The 18,528-nt window shown below is 74.2% G+C and carries 23 protein-coding genes; 1 reads left to right on the plus strand and 22 read right to left on the minus strand.

Features of this window, described 5'->3' with window-relative positions; all coding sequences use genetic code 11:
• Positions 1-112: 112 nt before the first annotated feature.
• The 12 genes from hisF to hisD all read right to left on the minus strand — a co-directional run bounded on the left by hisF (position 113) and on the right by hisD (position 8,258).
• On the minus strand, positions 113-880 hold the full coding sequence (gene hisF, locus ABZU53_RS22075; RefSeq protein ID WP_354856158.1) for an imidazole glycerol phosphate synthase subunit HisF: 768 nt from the start codon (positions 878-880) through the stop codon (positions 113-115).
• Positions 881-956: 76 nt separating this feature from the next.
• Positions 957-1,955, minus strand: coding sequence for an NADP-dependent oxidoreductase (locus ABZU53_RS22080; RefSeq protein WP_354856157.1), 999 nt, complete (start codon positions 1,953-1,955; stop codon positions 957-959).
• Positions 1,956-2,001: 46 nt separating this feature from the next.
• Positions 2,002-2,433 carry an organic hydroperoxide resistance protein gene (locus ABZU53_RS22085; protein ID WP_355067214.1) on the minus strand — a complete coding sequence of 144 codons (432 nt, stop codon included), beginning with the start codon at positions 2,431-2,433 and terminating at the stop codon, positions 2,002-2,004.
• Between the two features lie 5 nt (positions 2,434-2,438).
• The gene (locus ABZU53_RS22090) at positions 2,439-2,885 is read right to left on the minus strand and encodes a MarR family transcriptional regulator (RefSeq protein WP_355067215.1); all 447 of its coding nucleotides are present in this window, start codon (positions 2,883-2,885) and stop codon (positions 2,439-2,441) included.
• A gap of 78 nt (positions 2,886-2,963) precedes the next feature.
• Positions 2,964-3,353 (minus strand): RidA family protein, encoded by a 390-nt coding sequence (locus tag ABZU53_RS22095; protein ID WP_354856154.1) that lies wholly within the window; start codon positions 3,351-3,353, stop codon positions 2,964-2,966.
• The gene (gene priA / locus ABZU53_RS22100) at positions 3,350-4,075 is read right to left on the minus strand and encodes a bifunctional 1-(5-phosphoribosyl)-5-((5-phosphoribosylamino)methylideneamino)imidazole-4-carboxamide isomerase/phosphoribosylanthranilate isomerase PriA (protein ID WP_234588027.1); all 726 of its coding nucleotides are present in this window, start codon (positions 4,073-4,075) and stop codon (positions 3,350-3,352) included. The genes ABZU53_RS22095 and priA overlap by 4 nt, the downstream gene beginning before the upstream one ends.
• A 14-nt stretch (positions 4,076-4,089) precedes the next feature.
• On the minus strand, positions 4,090-4,413 hold the full coding sequence (locus ABZU53_RS22105; RefSeq protein ID WP_354856152.1) for a hypothetical protein: 324 nt from the start codon (positions 4,411-4,413) through the stop codon (positions 4,090-4,092).
• Between the two features lie 39 nt (positions 4,414-4,452).
• Positions 4,453-5,088 carry an imidazole glycerol phosphate synthase subunit HisH gene (gene hisH / locus ABZU53_RS22110; RefSeq protein ID WP_354856151.1) on the minus strand — a complete coding sequence of 212 codons (636 nt, stop codon included), beginning with the start codon at positions 5,086-5,088 and terminating at the stop codon, positions 4,453-4,455.
• Positions 5,085-5,258 carry a hypothetical protein gene (locus tag ABZU53_RS22115; RefSeq protein ID WP_355067216.1) on the minus strand — a complete coding sequence of 58 codons (174 nt, stop codon included), beginning with the start codon at positions 5,256-5,258 and terminating at the stop codon, positions 5,085-5,087. Before ABZU53_RS22115 ends, hisH begins: the two co-directional genes overlap by 4 nt.
• Complete coding sequence (gene hisB, locus ABZU53_RS22120; protein WP_355067217.1) at positions 5,258-5,869, minus strand: imidazoleglycerol-phosphate dehydratase HisB; 612 nt, start codon at positions 5,867-5,869, stop codon at positions 5,258-5,260. The genes ABZU53_RS22115 and hisB overlap by 1 nt, the downstream gene beginning before the upstream one ends.
• Complete coding sequence (locus ABZU53_RS22125) at positions 5,866-6,939, minus strand: histidinol-phosphate transaminase (RefSeq protein ID WP_355067218.1); 1,074 nt, start codon at positions 6,937-6,939, stop codon at positions 5,866-5,868. Before ABZU53_RS22125 ends, hisB begins: the two co-directional genes overlap by 4 nt.
• Positions 6,936-8,258: a histidinol dehydrogenase gene (gene hisD / locus ABZU53_RS22130; RefSeq protein WP_355067219.1), complete on the minus strand. Its 1,323-nt coding sequence runs from the start codon at positions 8,256-8,258 to the stop codon at positions 6,936-6,938. Before hisD ends, ABZU53_RS22125 begins: the two co-directional genes overlap by 4 nt.
• 106 nt (positions 8,259-8,364) lie before the next feature.
• Here hisD and ABZU53_RS22135 point away from each other — a divergent pair, with 106 nt between their 5' ends.
• Positions 8,365-9,069 carry an LON peptidase substrate-binding domain-containing protein gene (locus tag ABZU53_RS22135; protein WP_354856147.1) on the plus strand — a complete coding sequence of 235 codons (705 nt, stop codon included), beginning with the start codon at positions 8,365-8,367 and terminating at the stop codon, positions 9,067-9,069.
• Here the strand turns inward: ABZU53_RS22135 and ABZU53_RS22140 are convergent.
• The 10 genes from ABZU53_RS22140 to ABZU53_RS22185 form a co-directional block, all read right to left on the minus strand.
• Positions 8,984-9,823, minus strand: a complete 840-nt coding sequence (locus ABZU53_RS22140) for a DUF2567 domain-containing protein (RefSeq protein WP_355067220.1) — start codon at positions 9,821-9,823, stop codon at positions 8,984-8,986. The two genes, ABZU53_RS22135 and ABZU53_RS22140, sit on opposite strands and share 86 nt — an antisense overlap.
• A 56-nt stretch (positions 9,824-9,879) precedes the next feature.
• Positions 9,880-11,586, minus strand: a complete 1,707-nt coding sequence (locus ABZU53_RS22145; protein ID WP_355067221.1) for an AAA family ATPase — start codon at positions 11,584-11,586, stop codon at positions 9,880-9,882.
• Between the two features lie 95 nt (positions 11,587-11,681).
• Positions 11,682-12,710, minus strand: coding sequence for a hypothetical protein (locus ABZU53_RS22150; protein WP_355067222.1), 1,029 nt, complete (start codon positions 12,708-12,710; stop codon positions 11,682-11,684).
• Between the two features lie 42 nt (positions 12,711-12,752).
• Positions 12,753-13,697, minus strand: coding sequence for an RluA family pseudouridine synthase (locus ABZU53_RS22155; protein WP_354856143.1), 945 nt, complete (start codon positions 13,695-13,697; stop codon positions 12,753-12,755).
• Positions 13,694-14,308 carry a signal peptidase II gene (gene lspA, locus ABZU53_RS22160; protein ID WP_354856142.1) on the minus strand — a complete coding sequence of 205 codons (615 nt, stop codon included), beginning with the start codon at positions 14,306-14,308 and terminating at the stop codon, positions 13,694-13,696. The genes ABZU53_RS22155 and lspA overlap by 4 nt, the downstream gene beginning before the upstream one ends.
• Before the next feature lie 65 nt (positions 14,309-14,373).
• A complete protein-coding gene (locus tag ABZU53_RS22165; protein WP_007463005.1) occupies positions 14,374-14,793 on the minus strand; it encodes a TraR/DksA C4-type zinc finger protein in 420 nt (139 codons plus the stop codon).
• Between the two features lie 222 nt (positions 14,794-15,015).
• Complete coding sequence (locus ABZU53_RS22170; RefSeq protein WP_354856141.1) at positions 15,016-16,515, minus strand: potassium/proton antiporter; 1,500 nt, start codon at positions 16,513-16,515, stop codon at positions 15,016-15,018.
• A gap of 22 nt (positions 16,516-16,537) precedes the next feature.
• A complete protein-coding gene (locus ABZU53_RS22175) occupies positions 16,538-16,849 on the minus strand; it encodes a DUF167 domain-containing protein (RefSeq protein ID WP_355067223.1) in 312 nt (103 codons plus the stop codon).
• A gap of 5 nt (positions 16,850-16,854) precedes the next feature.
• Positions 16,855-17,637, minus strand: coding sequence for a hypothetical protein (locus tag ABZU53_RS22180; protein WP_355067224.1), 783 nt, complete (start codon positions 17,635-17,637; stop codon positions 16,855-16,857).
• Between the two features lie 80 nt (positions 17,638-17,717).
• Positions 17,718-18,524: a DivIVA domain-containing protein gene (locus ABZU53_RS22185; RefSeq protein ID WP_355067225.1), complete on the minus strand. Its 807-nt coding sequence runs from the start codon at positions 18,522-18,524 to the stop codon at positions 17,718-17,720.
• Positions 18,525-18,528 lie beyond the last annotated feature (4 nt).

Raw genomic sequence — 18,528 nt, forward strand, 5'->3', positions numbered from 1 at the left:
GCCCGATCTGCGGCACCCGCGCCCGGTGCTGGGTATGGGCGGGAGCGTTCGCGAATCTGATCGCGCACGACGCGTACCACCTGGGCGCGGCGCGGACGACGGCCCGGCGTGGCTAGCGCACGGGGTGACCGCTGCGGCGCAGGGCGTCCTTGACCTCGCCCACCGTCAGCTCGCCGAAGTGGAAGACGCTGGCGGCGAGGACCGCGTCGGCGCCGGCCCCGATCGCCGGCGGGAAGTGCGCCACCTCGCCGGCCCCACCGCTGGCCACGACCGGCACGTCCACCACGGCCCGCACCGCGCCGATCAGCTCCAGGTCGAAGCCCGCCTTGGTGCCGTCGGCGTCCATCGAGTTGAGCAGGATCTCCCCCGCGCCCAGCTCGGCCACCTGCCGCGCCCAGCGCACCGCGTCGAGGCCGGTGCCGCGCCGGCCACCGTGGGTGGTGACCTCGAACCCGCTGGGCGTCACCCCGGCCGGGGCACGGCGTACGTCGAGGGAGAGCACGAGCACCTGCCGGCCGAACCGGTCGGCGATCTCGGCGATCAGCTCCGGCCGCGCGATGGCGGCGGTGTTCACACCGACCTTGTCCGCGCCCGCGCGCAGCAGCGTGTCGACGTCGCCGACCTGCCGGACCCCACCCCCGACCGTCAGCGGGATGAAGACCGACTCGGCGGTGCGGCGCACCACGTCGAGCATGGTGCCCCGGTCGTTGGAGGACGCGGTGACGTCGAGGAAGGTCAGCTCGTCGGCGCCGGCCCGGTCGTACGCGGCGGCCAGCTCCACCGGGTCGCCGGCGTCCCGCAGGTCGAGGAAGTTGACCCCCTTGACCACGCGCCCGGCGTCCACGTCGAGACAGGGGATCACGCGCACCGCCACCGTCATGCCGCCAGCCTATCCTCCGCGCATGGCACGACGGCCGACCCGACCGGGCCGACCGCCGTGCGCCACGTGCGGGTGCTCACACCCGGACGAGCATCTTGCCCAGGTTCTCGCCGCGCAGCAGGCCGAGGAACGCCGCCGGGGCGTTCTCGATGCCGTCGACGACCGTCTCGTCGTAGGAGAGTTTGCCCTCGCGCAGCCAGCCCGCGACGTCGCGGACGAACGCGTCCCGCAGGTGGTTGTGGTCGCGGACCAGGAAGCCGCGCAGCGTCAGCCGCTTGCCGATGACCAGCGACAGGTTCCGGGGCGCGGCGGGCGGCTCGGTGTCGTTGTACTGGGCGATCATGCCGCAGATGGCGGCCCGGCCGTGCAGGTTCATGGCCGAGATCGCCGCCTCCAGGTGGTCCCCGCCGACGTTGTCGAAGTAGACGTCGACGCCGTCCGGGGCGGCCGCCCGCAGCGATTCGCGGACCGGCCCGTCGTGGTAGTCGAACGCGGCGTCGAAGCCCAGCGCCCGCAGCCGCTCGACCTTGGCGGCCGAGCCGGCGCTGCCGATGACCCGGCCGGCGCCCTTGAGCTTGGCGATCTGGCCCACCAGGCTGCCGACCGAGCCGGCCGCGGCCGAGACGAAGACCGTCTCGCCGGGCTTCATCGCGGCGACCTCCAGCAGACCGGCGTACGCGGTCAGGCCGGTCATCCCGAGCACGCTGAGGTACGCGCTGGCCGGGGCGACGCTCGGGTCGACCCTGCGCGCGGCGGTGGCGTCGAGCAGCGCGTACTCCCGCCAGCCCAGCCCGTGCAGCACGGTGTCGCCGACCGCGATGTCGGCCGACTCGCTGGCCACCACCTCGCCGATCGCGGCCCCGTCGAGCGGGGCGTCGAGGGCGAACGGCGGGACGTACGACTTGACGTCGTTCATCCGTCCCCGCATGTACGGGTCGACGGACATGAACTGGTTGCGGACCACGATCTGGCCCGGTCCGGGCCTCGGGACGTCGGTCTCGACGAGCCGGAAGGTGTCCTCGGTGGGCCAGCCCTCGGGGCGGCTGGCCAGGTGGATCTCACGGTTGCTGGTCATCGGGTGGTCGTCCTCTCGTCCGCGGGTGGGGTCCGGGTCCGCGACATCAGGCGGCCAGGGTCTCGCGGACAGTCAACGCGACCTCGATGTTGCCACGGGTCGCGTTGGAGTACGGGCAGACCTGGTGGGCCTGCTCGACGAGCTGCTCGGCGGCGTCGCGGGCGACGGCGGGCAGGTCGACGACGAGCCGCACGGTGAGCCCGAAGCCACCGCTGCCGTTCGGGCCGATGCCGACCTCGGCGCCGACCACGGAGCCGGTCACGTCGGCCTTGGCGCGGCGGGCCACCACGCGCAGGGCGCTGTGGAAGCAGGCCGCGTAGCCGGCGGCGAAGAGCTGCTCGGGGTTAGCGGCGCCACCCGCGCCACCCATCTCCTTCGGCACCGCCAGGTCGAACGCGAGGGTGCCGTCGGAGGTCTCGACGTGGCCGTCCCGGCCATCGCCGGTGGCGGTCGCGGACGCGGTGTAGAGAACCTGCATGAGAGTCACTGCTCCTTCTGTCGGTGGATGGTGTCGGTGACCCGGGTGAGGGTGTCGCGCAGCGCGACAAGCTCGGCGATGCCCAGCCCGGTGGCCTGCGCGATCCGCAGCGGGACGTCGCAGAGCTGCTCCCGCAGCGCCCGGCCCTGCTCGGTGAGGCCCACCTCGACCCGCCGCTCGTCGCGCGCCGACCGCCGCCGCACCACCAGGCCCGCCCCCTCCAGCCGCTTGAGCAGCGGGGAGAGCGTGCCGGAGTCCAGCCGCAGCTCGGCACCCAGCTCGGACACCGTCGGCGCGTCGTCGGGGCGTTCCCAGAGCACCAGCAGCACCAGGTACTGCGGATAGGTCAGCCCGAACTCGTCGAGGATCGGCCGGTACACGTCGGTGAGGGCGCGCGACGCGGCGTAGAGCGCGAAGCACACCTGCCGGCGCAGCACCAGATCATCGGTCACCCGTGAACCGTAGCCCGCAATTAAGTTGTGCACAACCTATCGGGCCGGAGCGCGGCCGTGACGAGGGCCACCGGCAGCTCAGCGGTCGCCGACGTACGCCTCCAACTCCACCTCGACCAGATGCTCCGGGTCGAGCAGACCCGCCACCACCACCAGCGTCGCCACCGGGCGGACCGCCCCGAAGACCGCGTTGTGCGCCCGGCCCACCTCGTCGGCGTGCAGCCGGTCGGTCACGTACATCCGGGTCCGGACGACGTCACCCGGCTGCACGCCCACCTCGGCGAGCGCCGCCAACCCGATCCGCAACGCCTGCGCCGTCTGCGCGGCGGCGTCCCCGACGTGCGCCACCCGACCGTCGACGGTGGCCGTACAGCCAGCCGTCCAGGCCAGGTCACCGGCCCGGACCACCCGGGAGTAGCCGTAGCTCTGCTCCCACGGCCCTCCCGAGCCCAGCCGGGTGACCGTCACGCCTCGGCCAACGTGCGCAGCGCCTCGGCCACCGTGAACGCGCCCGCGTACAGCGCCTTGCCGGCGATCACGCCCTCCACGCCCAGCGGCTCCAGCGTGGCCAGCGCCCGCAGGTCGTCCAGGGTGGACACGCCACCCGAGGCGATCACCGGCCGGTCGGTACGCGCGCACACCTCGCGCAGCAGATCCAGGTTCGGGCCGCGCATGGTGCCGTCCTTGGTGATGTCGGTGACCACGTACCGCGTGGCGCCCGCCTTGTCCAGGCGCTCCAGCACCTCGTACAGGTCACCGCCGTCACGGGTCCAACCCCGCGCGGACAGGGTCTGACCGCGTACGTCCAGCCCGATGGCGACCCGGTCGCCGTACTCCCCGACGACCCGGTCGCACCACACCGGGTCCTCCAGCGCGGCGGTGCCGATGTTCACCCGGCTCGCCCCGGTGCCCAGCGCCGCGCGCAGCGACTCGTCGTCACGGATGCCGCCGGACAACTCCACCTGCACGTCCAACTGCCGCACCACCTCGGCGAGCAGGTGCGCGTTGGTGCCCCGGCCGAACGCCGCGTCCAGGTCGACCAGGTGGATCCACTCCGCGCCGTCGCGCTGCCACGCCAGCGCCGCGTCCAACGGGTCGCCGTAGACGCTCTCGCTGCCGGCGGCGCCCTGCACGAGCCGGACAGCCCGGCCGTCGGCGACATCCACGGCGGGTAACAGGGTGAGACTCAACGTCTTCTCCTCGATCAGGTACGACGGTCCAGAGCGATCACCACGATCGCCGGGAGTACGAGCAGCAACAGCACGATCAGCGCGACACGCAACGCCAGATCGTCGACGAACGTCCAGATCAGAATCATCGCCGCCCCGGTGAGCAGCACGATCGCCGCCCGCTCACCCCGCGTGTGCCGAGCCAGCCGGCCCGTGCGGCCCCGGCGCAACTGCGGCGTCAACCGTCGGACGACCGCGCGGCGGCGCTGCCGACGCGCCACCCGGCGCTGCCGGGCCGCCCGCTCCCGCGCCAGGTCAGCCTCACGTTCGGCCCGCCGACGAGCCCGCTCCCGGCTCACCGCGACGCCCGCCCGCCGGACGCCGGGCGGTGCCGGCGCTCAGTCACCGGCGGGCAGGGTGGCGAGCCAGTTGCGCAGCAACGCGGCACCGGTGTCGGCGGACTTCTCCGGGTGGAACTGCGCCGCCGACAGCGGCCCACGCTCCACCGCGGCCACGAAGTCGGTGTCGTGGTGGGCCGTGGTCACCACGGCCCCCGCGGCCGCCAACGCCGCCGGGTCACCCATCGCGTACGAGTGCACGAAGTAGAACCGGCTCTGCGTCGGCAACCCGGCGAACAGCACCGACCCGCGGGGCGCGCGAACCGTGTTCCAGCCCATGTGCGGCAGGCGGTGCGCGGCCAACCGGGTCACCCCGCCGGGCAGCAGCCCGAGGCCCTTGGTCACCACCCCGTGCTCCTCGCCGTGCTCGAAGAGCACCTGCATGCCCACGCAGATGCCGAGCACCGGGCGGCCCGCGGCCACCCGCTCCGCGATCACCGGCCCGGCGCCGAGCGCCTCGATACCCGCCATGCACGCCGCGTAGGCGCCCACACCCGGCACCACCAGACCGTCCGCGGCGGCCGCCGCGGCGAGGTCGTCGGTCACCCGGACGGACGCGCCCGCCGCGGCCAGCGCCCGCTCCGCCGAGCGCAGGTTGCCCGAGCCGTAGTCGAGCACCACCACGTCGGCGGTCACGACCCCGACTCCGGGATCAGCCGGAGCACCCCGGCGGCCGTGGCGAGCAGCGCGAGCAGCCCGGTGATCACCACGGCGCCCCTCGGCGCACCCTGCCGGTGCAGCGACCACGCGCCGCCCACCAGCACCCCGGCCAGGATCAGCAGCAACGTCGGCAACGCGGCACCCATTAGAGCGCCCCCTTCGTGCTCGGGATCGCGCCGGCCGCCCGCGGGTCGATAGCGGTGGCCTCGCGCAGCGCCCGGGAGACCGCCTTGAACTGGGCCTCCACCACGTGGTGCGCGTCCGGGTGCCCACCCGGACGGGCTGCCCGCAGCACGTCGACGTGCAGGGTCATCCGGGCCGCCTGGCCGAACGACTCCCAGATGTGCCGGGTCATGCTGGTCGGATACACCGGCCCGATGTACGGGGCCAGCACCGGCTCGTCGTGCACCACGTACGGGCGGCCGGACAGGTCCACCGCGGCCCGGACCAGCACCTCGTCCATCGGGACGGTCGCCGAGCCGTACCGCCGGATGCCGGCCTTGTCGCCCAGCGCCTGGTCGAACGCGGCGCCCAGCGCGAGCGCGGTGTCCTCCATCGTGTGGTGGGCGTCGATCTCCAGGTCGCCCACGGTGCGCACGGTCAGGTCGTAGCCGCCGTGGCGGGCGATCTGGTTCAGCATGTGGTCGTAGAAGCCCACGCCGGTGCTGATCTCGGCGGCGCCGGTGCCGTCGAGGTCGATCTCGACGAGGACCTTGGTCTCCTTGGTGATCCGCTCCACCCGGGCGGTCCGGCTCATTGCTGAATCTCCATTGCAGCTAGGAAGGCGTCGGTCTCGGCGGGGGTGCCGGCGGTCACCCGCAGCCAGCCGGGCAGGCCGACGTCACGGACCAGCACCCCCTGCGCCAGCAGGGCCTGCCAGGCGGCGGCCTGGTCGCCGCCGGACTCGAACAGCACGAAGTTGGCATCGCTGTCGGCCACCCGCAGGCCGCGTTCGCGCAGCGTCGCGACGATCCGGTCCCGCTGGGCCATGATCGCGCTCACCGTACCCAGCAGGGCGTCGCGGTGGGCCAGCGCCGCGCGGGCGGCGGCCTGGGTCAGCGCGGACAGGTGGTACGGCAGACGGACCAGCTGCACCGCCCGCACCACCGCCGGGTCGGCGGCCAGGTAGCCCAGCCGGCCACCGGCGAAGCCGAACGCCTTGCTCATCGTGCGGGTGACCACGAGCCGCGGGTGGCCGGGCAGCACCGCGAGGGCGCTGACCGTGCCCGGCCGGGCGAACTCGGCGTACGCCTCGTCGACGACCACCATGCCGGGCGCGACGTCGAGCACCGCGGCGACCACCGCCGGGTCCAGCGCGGTGCCGGTGGGGTTGTTCGGCGAGCAGAGGAAGACCACGTCGGGCCGGTGCTCGCGGACCTGGGCCACCGCCTCGTCGGCCGTCAGCCCGAAGTCGACGCCGCGCTCAGCGGGCACCCACCGGGTGCCGGTGCCGAGGGCCAGCAGCGGGTGCATCGAGTACGCCGGCACGAAACCCATCGCGGTGCGCCCCGGCCCACCGAACGCCTGCAACAACTGCTGCTGGATCTCGTTCGAGCCGTTGGCCGCCCAGACGTGCTCGACGGTCAGGCCGTGCCCGAGATATTCGGCCAGGTCGGCGCGCAGCGCCACCGCGTCCCGGTCCGGATAGCGGTTCAGGTCGCGCAACTCGGCCGCGAGCGCCTTGCCGATCGCGTCGACGACCGGCTCCGGCACCGGGTAGGAGTTCTCGTTGGTGTTGAGCCGCACCGCCACGTCGAGCTGCGGCGCCCCGTACGGCGACAGCCCGCGCAGGTCGTCGCGGATCGGCAGATCATCGAGCGAGGTCACGCCACCCCTTTCGGGAAGCGGGCCTGCACGGCCTGGCCGTGCGCCGGCAGGTCCTCCACGTTGGCCAGGGTGACCACGTGTGGGGCCACCTCGCGCAGCGCGGCCTCGGTGTACTCGATCAGGTGCACGCCGCGCAGGAACGACTGCACCGACAGCCCGGACGAGTGCCGGGCGCAGCCGCCGGTGGGCAGCACGTGGTTGGAGCCGGCGCAGTAGTCGCCGAGCGACACCGGCGACCAGGCGCCCACGAAGATCGCTCCGGCGTTGCGCACCCGCAGCGCCCACTCCCGGGCGTCGACCGTCTGGATCTCCAGGTGCTCGGCCGCGTACGCGTCGACCACCCGCAGCCCCGCCTCAAGGTCGTCGACCAGGACCACGCCGCTCTGCTCGCCGGTCAGCGCCGTGGTCACCCGCTCGGCGTGCTTGGTGGCGGGCACCTGCCGGGCCAGCTCCCGCTCGACCGCCTCGACGAGCGCCACCGACGGGGTGACCAGCACGCTCGCCGCGAGCGGGTCGTGCTCGGCCTGACTGATCAGGTCGGCGGCGACGTGCGCCGGGTCGGCGCTGGCGTCGGCCAGGATCGCGATCTCGGTCGGGCCGGCCTCGGCGTCGATGCCGACGACACCCCGCAGCAGCCGCTTGGCGGCGGTCACCCAGATGTTGCCCGGGCCGGTGACCAGGTCGACGGGCTCGCACCGCAGCGCGCCCGCCGGGTCGACGGCGGACCCGTACGCCAGCATCGCCACCGCCTGGGCGCCGCCCACGGCGTAGACCTCGTCGACGCCGAGCAGCGCGCACGCGGCAAGCACCCGGGGGTCGGGCAGGCCGCCGTTGTCCTTCTGCGGCGGGCTGACCACCACCAGGGAGCGGACTCCGGCCGCCTGGGCCGGCACCACGTTCATCACCACTGTCGACGGGTACATCGCCAGGCCGCCGGGGACGTAGAGGCCCACCCGGTCGACGGGCAGCCACCGCTCGGTGACCGTGCCGCCGGAAACCACCCGGGTCGTGTGGTCGGTGCGCCGCTGGTCGTCGTGCACCCTGCGGGCCCGGGCGATCGACTCCAGCAGCGCGGCACGCACGGCCGGGTCGAGCACACCCTCGGCCTCGGCGATCGCCTCCACCGGCACCCGCAGCACCTCCGGTGAGATGCCGTCGAACCGCTCACTGGCCTCCCGGATCGCCGGGTACCCATGCTCCCGTACCGCCTCGACGAGCGGCTTGATCCGCTCGACGGCCACCGACACGTCGAGCTGGGCACGGGGCAGCAGGCGGCGCGGGTCCACGAGACCGTCGCGCAGGTCGATCCGATTCAGCACCCTTGCGAGTCTAGGCGGCCCGCCCGGAGCTCACCCCAGTCGCCCGCTCGGCGGGACGGTGAGCCGGGCCACGCCGCCGCGGACGCGATTGGTTAGGCTCGACCACGTGACCGCACGGCTGCCGGTGTTCCCGCTCGCAACGGTGCTCTTTCCCGGGTTGGTGCTGCCGCTGCACATCTTCGAGGAGCGCTACCGGGCCCTGGTCCGGCACCTTGTCGACCTGCCCGAGGGCGCGTCCCGCGAGTTCGGGGTGGTGGCCATCCAGGCCGGCTGGGAGGTCGCGCCCGCCGGGCCCGGCACCCGCGCGAGCACCGGTGTCGGCGACGTCACCCTGCACGAGGTGGGCTGCACCGCCGAGCTGCGCCAGGTCACCGAGCTGGCCGACGGCGGCTTCGACATCGTCACGGTCGGCCGCCGTCGCTTCCGGATCGCCGACGTCGACGACACGTCCGCGCCCTACCTGACGGCTGCCGTGGAATGGCTGCCCGAGGCCACCGGGCCGGACGAGGTGGCCGACCTGCTGGCCGCCCGGGTGATCGCCGTGTTCCGGCAGTACCTGGGGCTGATCCGCCCCGACCCGGAGGAGATCTCCGAGCAGCTGCCGGAGGATCCGACGGTGCTCTCCCACCTGGTGGCGGCCACCGCCGCGCTGACCGTCGACGACCGGCAACGGCTGCTCGCGATCGACGACACCGCCGCCCGGCTCCGCGCCGAGCTGCGACTGCTCAACCGCGAGGCGGCTCTGCTGCGCCAGGTGCGGGCGGTTCCGGTGCCGCTGTCGGAGCTGGCGTCCCCGCCGACACCCAACTGAGGGCCGCCGGGTCCGGCTCCGGCCGCAGGCCCGGCCAGCGCGACCAACCGGCCAGCAGGGTGTACGTGACGGCGGCGCCGAACGCGGGCAGCAGCAGGTTGCCGTGCGGCACCGGCAACACGCCGAAGAGCCAGTCGATTCCGCCGGCGCGCAGGTCGGCGGGTTTGGTGAACGCCTGCCCGGCCGGGGCGGTGTCCAGCAGCCGGTCGAAGGTCGCCAGCCCGACCCGACGCCCCACCTGCCAGGCCACCGGGGCGGCGGCCAGCGTGCCCAGCACCACGCCGAGCAGCCCGACCGGGCCGCGCTGCCGGCGCAGCAGGAACCACAGGGCCAGCGCCGCGAGCACCCCGAAGGCCAGCCCGAGCAGGCTGAACCAGCCGTCCGCGGCGATCGGCTGCTCCGGCTGGGGCTCGGCGTAGATCGCGCCCTCGGCGGTCTTGAGCACCGGGGTGTCCGGCGCGAGCACGGCCCAGAGCAGCCCGAGCCCCCCGCCCAGCACGGCCAGGGCGAGCACGACGCCGAGCACCGTCGCCACCGTCCGCAGCGGCCGGCGCGGCTCGTCGAGGGTCAGCTCCAGCTCGCTCCGGTACGCCGTCGAGGCGGGACCCTCACCGGGGCCGAACCCGGGCGGCGGCGCGGCTGGTGGCGGCACGGCCGACTCGCTTCCCGTGGGCGCCGCACCCGACGGTGGGGGTGCGGCGGGCCGGTCGGCGTCGTCGACGTGCCGCTCAGGGTCGGGGTTGTCCGGGCTCACCCGATGATCCTCTCAGGCCCCGAGACGGGCCGGGGCGCCGGTGGCGGCGAACCCGCTCACCGGGCGAACGGCTCCGCCATGGCCGCGGCGGCGCGCAGCCACGCCTGCCGGGTCTCCGGCTGGAGCTGGTGGTACTCGATCGACGAGCCGGTCTCCAACGCCGGGTCGTACGGCACGACGGCCACCGCGCGGGTACGCGTGGCGAAGTGCCGCTCCAGGTCGTCCTGCAGGGGCGAGCGGCCGGGGGTGGGGCAGGAGATGAGGGTGACCGCGTTGTCGGCCAGCTCGCCCATGCCCTCCTCGTGCAGCAGGTCGAGCATCCAGTCGGCGCTGAACGCCGCGTCCTCACGGGGCACGGTGGTCACCACCAGTTGGTCGGCGGCCTGCATCACGGTGCGCCAGTTGGCGCTCTCCACGTTGTTGCCGGTGTCCACGCAGACCACGTCATGCGTACGCCGCAGCAGCTCGAGCACCCGCTTGACGGTGAACTGGTCGAGCCGCTGGGCGAAGCGCGGGCTCTCCTCGCCGGCCAGCACGTCGTACGAGCCGTCGGAGGCGTGCCGCAGGTAGTCGTCCAGCCGCTCCAGCAGGGTCGCGCCCTCCAGGATCTCGATCTGGGCCAGGTCACCGATCAGGTGCCGGATGGTGCGCGCGTGGCGGGCACTGCCGGCGCGTAGCCCCAGGGTGCCGCGCAGCTCGTTGTCGTCCCAGGCCAGCACGCCCCGCCCCCGGACGCTGCCGATGGTGGCGGCGGCGAGCACCGTTGCGGTGGTCTTGTGCACCCCGCCCTTGGGGTTGGCGAACGCGAACACGCGGGGTGTGCCCAGATCGCGGCGGAGCACGCCGGTGGCGCGTTCCAGCTCCTGGTCGCCGCCCTGCGGCCGCCACTCGATTCGGGCGGGGTAGCCGCGCTCGGCGATGGCCGAGCCCGGTGGCGGGGTGACCGGCGCGGCGGGCGGCGGAGTGACCGGCGGCGCGACCGGTGGGGCGGGCGGCGGCGCGACCGGTGGTGGCGCGACCGCCGGGACCGGCGGGGTCACCGGCGGCGCGGCGCTCGGGTAGCCGGTCTCCGGCTGGTAACCGGTTTCCAGCAGCGCGTAGCGGGACTCCCCCGCCGGGTTGCCCGGCCGGTAGCCGTTGTCCAGGAGGGCGTAGCGCGACTCGGGCTCGGCCCGGCGCGGCGGCGGCTCGGGCTCGGCCTGGTAGCCCGGGTCGGCACGGTACGTCGGCTCGGCCCGGTAGCCCGGGTCGGCACGGTACGTCGGCTCGGCCCGGTAACCGGGGTCAGCCCGGTACGTCGGCTCGGCGCGGTAGTCCGGCTCGGCCCGGTACGCGGGCTCCGCCCGATAGTCCGGCTCCGCCCGGTACGCAGGCTCGGCACGGTAGTCCGGCTCCGCCCGGTACGCGGGCTCCGCCCGATAGTCCGGCTCGGCCCGGTACGCGGGCTCCGCACGGTAGTCCGGCTCGGCCCGGTACCCCGGCTCGGCCCGGTAGGCGGGATCGACCCGGTAGGTCGCCTCGGCACGGTAACCGGGCTCCTGGCCGTACGACAGATCGGCCGGATGCCCGATGGCCGACGCCCGCCCCGCGTAGCCGTTGGGGGCCGCGCGCCGCGGCAGTGGGTCCGGCGGCGCCTCGTCGGCCCGGCGCTCGGGCTCGGGCTGCTCAGCGGCCCGACCGCCCAGCCGGGCGCGGTCCAGCAATGCCCGCCACCTCGGCGCTGGTTCGGCCGGCCGGCCCCAGCCGGTCTCACTGCCCTCCACGGCCCGCCCTCCCAGCACCATCGATCTCTGTCTGACAGGCTACGAACCAAACCCTATTCGGACCACACCTGAGCACGCACACCACCCGGCGCAGATCACGACGGGGAGGGCGTCAGCAGCCCCTCGTCGATCGCGTCCGGGGAGGTGGCGACACCCGGCGGGGCCGCCTCGGTGGGTTCGGCCGAGGGCGACGCGGGTGACGGAATCGTTACGAGCGGTGCGGGTTCCGACGATTCGCCCATCGGCACCGGCGGTCTCGGCGTGCTCGACGTCGGCCCGCCACTCGCCAGCGGCGTCGGCTCCGGGCTCGGCCCGGTGTCGGCCGGCGGGCGGACCACGTCGCGCTGCTCGGGCAGCGGCGGCGTGAAGACCGTACGGTCGAGTCGGTACACCTCGGGCGCCGGATCGACGGCCCGCACGTCCGGGCGGGAGGCCACGCCCCGCAGCACCTCCGGCGCCGCGCGCACCACCGCGGCGTAGACGCAGGCGCAGCCGGTGCGGTACGCCGCCGCCTCGGCGCTCGCCACGTCCGCCCCGGTGACGTACCGCTGGCGCAGCTCGCGCTCGGCGGCGCCGTCGCCACGCACCCCGGCGGCCCTGGCCCGGTAGTCGGCGGCCTCGCCGTCCTTGCGGGCGGCCACCTGCGCCATCTGAGCGACCACGTCGTCCGGCACCCGCGACGCGGGGATCCGGACGATCTCGGTCTGCCGGCCGGGCAGCGGCACCCGGCCGAAGACCGTCGACACCGACACGTCACCGAGCACCGCGGCCAGCCGCTGCGGCGGAAGGTACGCGTCGAGCATCACCAGGGCGTACGTCCCGTCCCCGGTGGCCGGGGCCGTCGGGCTCAGCGCGGCCAGATCGGCCGCGGCCGAACGCAGGTAGCCGGGGACCCAGTCGCCGTCGGCCACCCCGACGCGGGTCACCTCGCCAACCGTCCGGTCGCCCACCGGAGCATCGTCGGCGGCCCACACTGCGGTGCCCAGGACCGCCGCCGCGGAGAGCACGGCGGCCCAGGTGAGCACCCCGGACCGCCCCGACCGGTCACCGAGACGGGCCACCGCCCGGGTCAGCGGCGGCAGCAGCTGTTGGTCCAGCTGCCGCAGCAGGTCGCCGGCGCGCACAGGCGGGATCCCCTCGTCGGATCGATGTCGGGTGGTCGCCGCTCAGTCACGCAGGATCTCAAGCGCACGTTCCAGGTCGTCAGGGTAGTCGCTGACGAACCGGACCTCGTCCCCCGAACGGGGGTGCAAAAAGCTCAGTTCGCGGGCGTGCAGCCACTGTCGGGCCAGGCCGAGACGGGCCGAGAGGGTGGGATCGGCGCCGTAGGTGAGATCACCGACACAGGGGTGCCGCAGCGTGGAGAAGTGCACCCGGATCTGGTGCGTCCGGCCGGTCTCCAATCGCACATCGACCAGGCTGGCCGCCGGGAACGCCTCAAGGGTGTCGTAGTGGGTGATGCTCGGCTTGCCGCCGGACACCACCGCCCAGCGGTAGTCGTGGGTGGGGTGCCGGTCGATCGGCGCGTCCACGGTGCCCCGCAGCGGGTCCAGGTGCCCCTGCACCACCGCGTGGTAGCCCTTGTCCACCTCGCGGTACTTGAAGGCCCGCTTCAACGCCGTGTACGCCTGCTCGCTCTTGGCCACCACCATGATCCCCGTGGTGCCCACGTCGAGACGGTGCACCACGCCCTGCCGCTCGGCGGCGCCGCTGGTGGAGATGCGGTGCCCGATCGCGGCGAGGGCACCGATCACCGTCGGGCCGGTCCACCCCGGGCTGGGATGCGCGGCCACGCCCACCGGCTTGTCCACCACCACGATGTCGTCGTCGGCGTACACGACGCGCAGGCCGGGCACCGCCTGCGGCACCACGGTCGGTGGGGCGACCGGGGCGGGCAGCGTGACCTCCAGCCAGGAGCCGGCCTTGACCTTGTGGGAGTTGGGCCGGGCAGCGCCGTCGACGAGGGCGTCGCCCGCGTCGACCAGGGCGGCGGCTGCGGTACGGGAGAGGCCGAACAGCCGGGACACCGCCTGGTCCAGGCGCATGCCGTCGAGGCCGTCGGGCACGGGCAGCGAACGGTGGTCGCCACCGGCGGCGAACGCGGAGGTCATGCCCGCTCCCTCTGCTCGGCATCGGCGGTGGCGTCCGCGTCGGCGGGGGCGCCGTCACGGCCGGCCCGCCGCCCGTCACGCTGGCGACCGGTCAGCTCCAGCAGCACGGCCAGCAGCACACCGCAGACCAGCGAGCTGTCGGCCAGGTTGAACACCGGGAAATATTCGCCGTACGGCCCGAAGACGCTGATCATGTCGACCACGTGACCGTGGAACGGAGCGGGCGCCCGGAAGATCCGGTCCATGAGGTTGCCCAGCGCGCCACCGAGCACCAGGCCGAGGGAGATCGCCCACGGCAGGGAACGCAGCCGCAGCGCCATCCAGACGATCCAGCCGACCACGCCGATGGTGATCAGCGGGAACACCCAGGTGTAGTTCGCACCGATGCTCCACGCGGCGCCGCTGTTGCGGGTCAGGCTCAGGTAGACCAGCCCACCCAGCACCCGGACCGGCTCCCGGTCGCTCAGCGCGGCCAGCGCGAGGTGCTTGGTCAGCAGGTCGGCCACCAGGGCCACCAGGGCCACCCCGGCGAGGATCGCGACGGCCCGGGGCCGGGGCTTGCCGCCGCCCGGGTCGGTACGGCCGGGGTCGGCGGGCGGTGCTGCGGTCATGCGCTCCCCATCGAGGTGTCTCGGCGGTGATCGCTCACCGCCTCATCGCAGACGGGGACCGGGCGTCAGCGCCGCTCCTCCAACTGCTTGCACGTCACACACAGGGTGGCCGACGGGAAGGCGGCGAGGCGCTCGACCGGGATCGGGTTGCCGCACCGCTCGCACCAGCCGTAACCACCCTCGTCGAGGCGCTCCAGGGCGCGCTCGACCTGCGTGATCCGTTCCAGAATGCTGTTGGCGAGAGAGATCTCCTGCTCCCGCTCGAACGTCTTGGTCCCGGTGTCGGCCTGGTCGTCCCCGGCCGAGTCCGTCAACCGATCGCGCTGCAGCTCGGTGATCTCGCTCAGCGTCTGATCGTACTCGGCGCGCAGCTCGTCCCGCCGCGCCGCCAGCGCCGCCCGGATCTTCTCGGTCTCCGCCGCGCTGCGGGTGGCCTTGGCCACCGGCTTGCGGCCGGCGGTCCTGGTGTCGGCTGGCTTCGCCATGGGTCGCTCCTCGGCCGCGGAGCCGCTCGGTCGCGGCACCTGGTCAGGGGCGCCGACGAAGGCGTCCCCCAAGTACGAAAAGGGGCGCACGGCGACGATGGCCGCGCACTCCGGAGGTTGGCAAGAATACGGAACGTACAGGCGTCCGACAACGTGGCGCACCGTCGCACCGCTCAACAGCCCCGAGCCCTGCCTAACCGGGGCAAAGGGAACGCTAGCAGATCAACCGACCGCCTCATCCCCGTACTCGCCAAACCATCGGGCCAGCCGACCGCGTCGGCTGACCGCCCGCAGCCGCCGTTCGGCGGCGTCGCGCACCCCACCGGTGGCGACGATCAGCAGGCTGTCGCCGGTTTTCAGCCGGGTGTCCGGGCCGGGCACGAAGCCCACCCCGTCGCGCAGCACGAGGGTCACCGAGGCGCCCAGCGGCAATCGCAACTCGTCGACGTGCACGCCGGCCAGCCGTGAGCCCGGAGGCACCTCAAGTTGGAGCAGATCGGCCCGCATCCGCTCCAGTGGCGCGGTCTCCACGTGGATCTCGGTGGCCTCGGCCGGCGCGGTGGTCCCCAGCCAGCGGGCGAACGGACCGAGCGTGCTGGTCTGCACCAGCGTGAAGATCACCACCAGCACGAAGACCGCGTCGAAGAGGCGCTCCGCGCCCGGCACCCGCTCCGAGAGCGGAATGGTGGCCAGCACGATCGGCACCGCCCCGCGCAGCCCGGCCCAGGACAGGAACGCCTGCTCCCGCAGGCCAAGCCGGAACGGCAACGCCGAGACGGCCACCGACAGCGGCCGGGCCAGCAGCACCAGCGCCAGACCGGCGACCACCGCCGGCAGCACCGCCGCGTCCAACCGGCCCGGCGAGACCAGCAACCCGAGCAGCACGAACAGCCCGATCTGGGCGACCCACGCCAGCCCGTCGGCGAAGCCGAGGATCGCCTGCCGGTGCGACAGCCGGGCGTTGCCCAGCAGCACTCCGGCCACGTAGACGGCGAGGAAGCCCGAGGCGTGCAGCACGGCGCCGGCGGCGTACGCCAGGACGGTGATCCCCACCGCCGCGATCGGGTACAGCCCGGCGGACGGCAGCGCCGCCCGGCGCAGCGCCCACGTACCGGCGAGGCCCGCGCCCACGCCCACCGCCGCGCCGACGCCCAACTCGTAGCAGACCAGGCCGACCTCGTACCACCACGGATGCGACCAGCCCGCGTGCGACAGCAGCACCACCAGCAGCACCACCGGGGCGTCGTTCATGCCCGACTCGGCCTCCAGTGTGGCCACCAGCCGCGGTGGCAGCCGCAGCCGTCGCAGGGTGGCGAACACGGCTGCCGCGTCGGTGGAGGAGAGCACCGCGCCGTAGAGCAACGCCAGCCGCCAGTCCAGACCCAACAACAGGTGTACGGCGATGCCGACCACCACGATGCTGACGATCACGCCGACCGTGGAGAGCGCGGAGGCCAACCCGAGGACCGGGCGCAGCGCGCTCCACCGGGCGGTCAGGCCACCCTCGGCGATGATCACGATGAGCGCGCAGAAGCCGAGGGTCCGGGTCAACTCGACGTCGTCGAAGCGGATACCCAGCCCGGCCTCGCCGATGGCCACGCCGAGCGCCAGGTAGAACAGCAGGCTGGGCACCCCGAGGCGGCTGGAGAGCCGGACGGCGCCGACCGCCACCAGCAGCACGGCCGCGCCGAGCAGCAGCGCGATGTCCAGCCCGGGCGTCACGGTTGCCGAGCCCGGGCGGTCCTCACCCTGCGGATCCGTCGCGCAGTCGGTGCAGCACGTCGGTCAGCTCGGGGCCGGGCCGGTCGACGACGAACAGCTTGTCCCGGCTGGTCGCGCCGGTGCGCAGCGACACCGTGGCCGCCCGGACCCCCAACGCGTCGGCGAGGGCGCGGCGGGCCGCCTCGGTCGCCCGGCCGTCCACAGCCGGAGCGTGGACCGCGATCACCAGGGCGGGCCCGTACGTGCCGTCGAAGCGGCCGCCGACGGTGTTCCGGGAGGCGCCAGGCTTCACCCGTACCGCGACGGTGAGCGCGTCCTGCGGGGGCACCGACACGGCTCTCAGATCGGCCGGGCGTCGGTGAGCAGGGCGGTGGCCGGCGCACACGCCGCACACGGCGTGAATCCCAGCTCGACGGCCTCGGCGACCGGAAGAGTCTCGGGCACCCGGCCGGCCAGGCGTCGGCACCCGGCCAGGTGGTAGCGGGGCCGCCCGTCGACCACCACGACGGGGTCGGGCAGCCGGGAGACCCGGGCCGCCTCGGCAGGGGTGATCGGCTGCTCGGCCGGCTCGTCGGCCAGCGCGTCGACCGACATCGTGTTGGCGGGGTACGCCTCGTCGCCCCGGGCCACGAAGGGCGATGCCGGGCTGACGGGCGAGGAGCGTGACCCGTCGGCCGGGGTCACGAGCGGCGCCTCGGGCTCGAACGGCGGGGCCGCGTCGAAGGACGGGACCGCGTCGAAGGACGGGGCCGCGTCGAAGGGCGGGGCCGCGTCGGGGTCGGACGGCGGCTCGGGTGGTTGCCGCCACCCGGTGCCGCCGTTGCCGACCGTCGAAGGTACGTGCTGGACCGGCACATCCGGCTCGGCCAGCGGTGGACCGTACGCGAAACCCGGCTGGGCCTGGCTGGCCCTGCGGAATGTCGCGCGGTCCCGCGGACCGGCCCGACCGGGATCCGCCGTCGCGCGGTTGGCGGCTGCCTGGCGGGCGCCCACCACCAACGCGACGGCGGCCAGCAGACTGGCCGCGATGGAAATGGTCAACAGAATGCTGGAGCCACCGGCCAGACCGAACACCAGCAGCACCACAGCGACGAGGATGAGCAGAAGACTCGCGACTATCACGGCTCACCCCCGCCGCGTCGTACCGTCCAGGCAGGGCCGGCGACCGTCACCATCTGCGGACAGCGATCGCCGGCCGGTGCTCAGCGTCCGGCTTCGAGGGCGCCGGAGCGCCCGCCGCCGTACGAACCGGCGAGACCTGCCGCCGCCAGCCCGTTGCCGCCGGCGACCCGGCCTGCCTCGGAGCGGGTCATCTCGGCTTCGAGGCCCTGGCCGCGACCGTCGAGGTCCCGCAGCTGGCTCTCCAGGTACGCCTTGAGCCGGGTGCGGTACTCGCGCTCGAACTGCTTGAGCTCCTCGATGTGCTTCTGCAGGGCCGTGCGCTTGGCGTCCAGGCCGCCCATGGCCTCCTGGTGCCGCTGGCGGGCGTCCCGCTCCAGGGCGTCGGCCTTCGCGCGCGCCTCGCGGGTCACCTCCTCGGCCTTGCTGCGGGCCTCGGACAGCAGCTGGTCGGCCTCGCGGCGCGCGTCGGACACGTGGTCGTCGGCGGTGCGCTGGGCCATCATCAGCACGCGGAGGGCCTGCTGCTCACCGTCGGCGGCAGCGCCGACGGCCGGGCCACCGGTGGTACGGACCTGCTCCAGCTCGGCCTGCATCGCGCGGGCGGCCTGCTCGGCCGCCGCCTTGTCGCGCTGCACCCGGTCCAGCTGGGCCTTGACGTCGTTGAGCTCCGCCGCCAGTCGGGCGTCGCCGCCGGGGCCGGCGGGGGCACCGCCACGGCCGCCGCGCTCCACCTGGGCGCGCAGCTCGTTGTTCTCCTCGATGAGACGGGCGAGCTCGCGCTCCACCTCGTCCAGGAAAGCGTCGACCTCCTCCTCGTCATACCCCCGCTTGCCGATCGGCGGCTTTTTGAAGGCGACGTTGTGGACGTCGGCCGGGGTCAGCGGCATCGAA

Origin of the sequence: Micromonospora sp. NPDC005194, assembly GCF_040608335.1 — a bacterium.
Taxonomy (GTDB): Bacteria; Actinomycetota; Actinomycetes; order Mycobacteriales; family Micromonosporaceae; genus Micromonospora.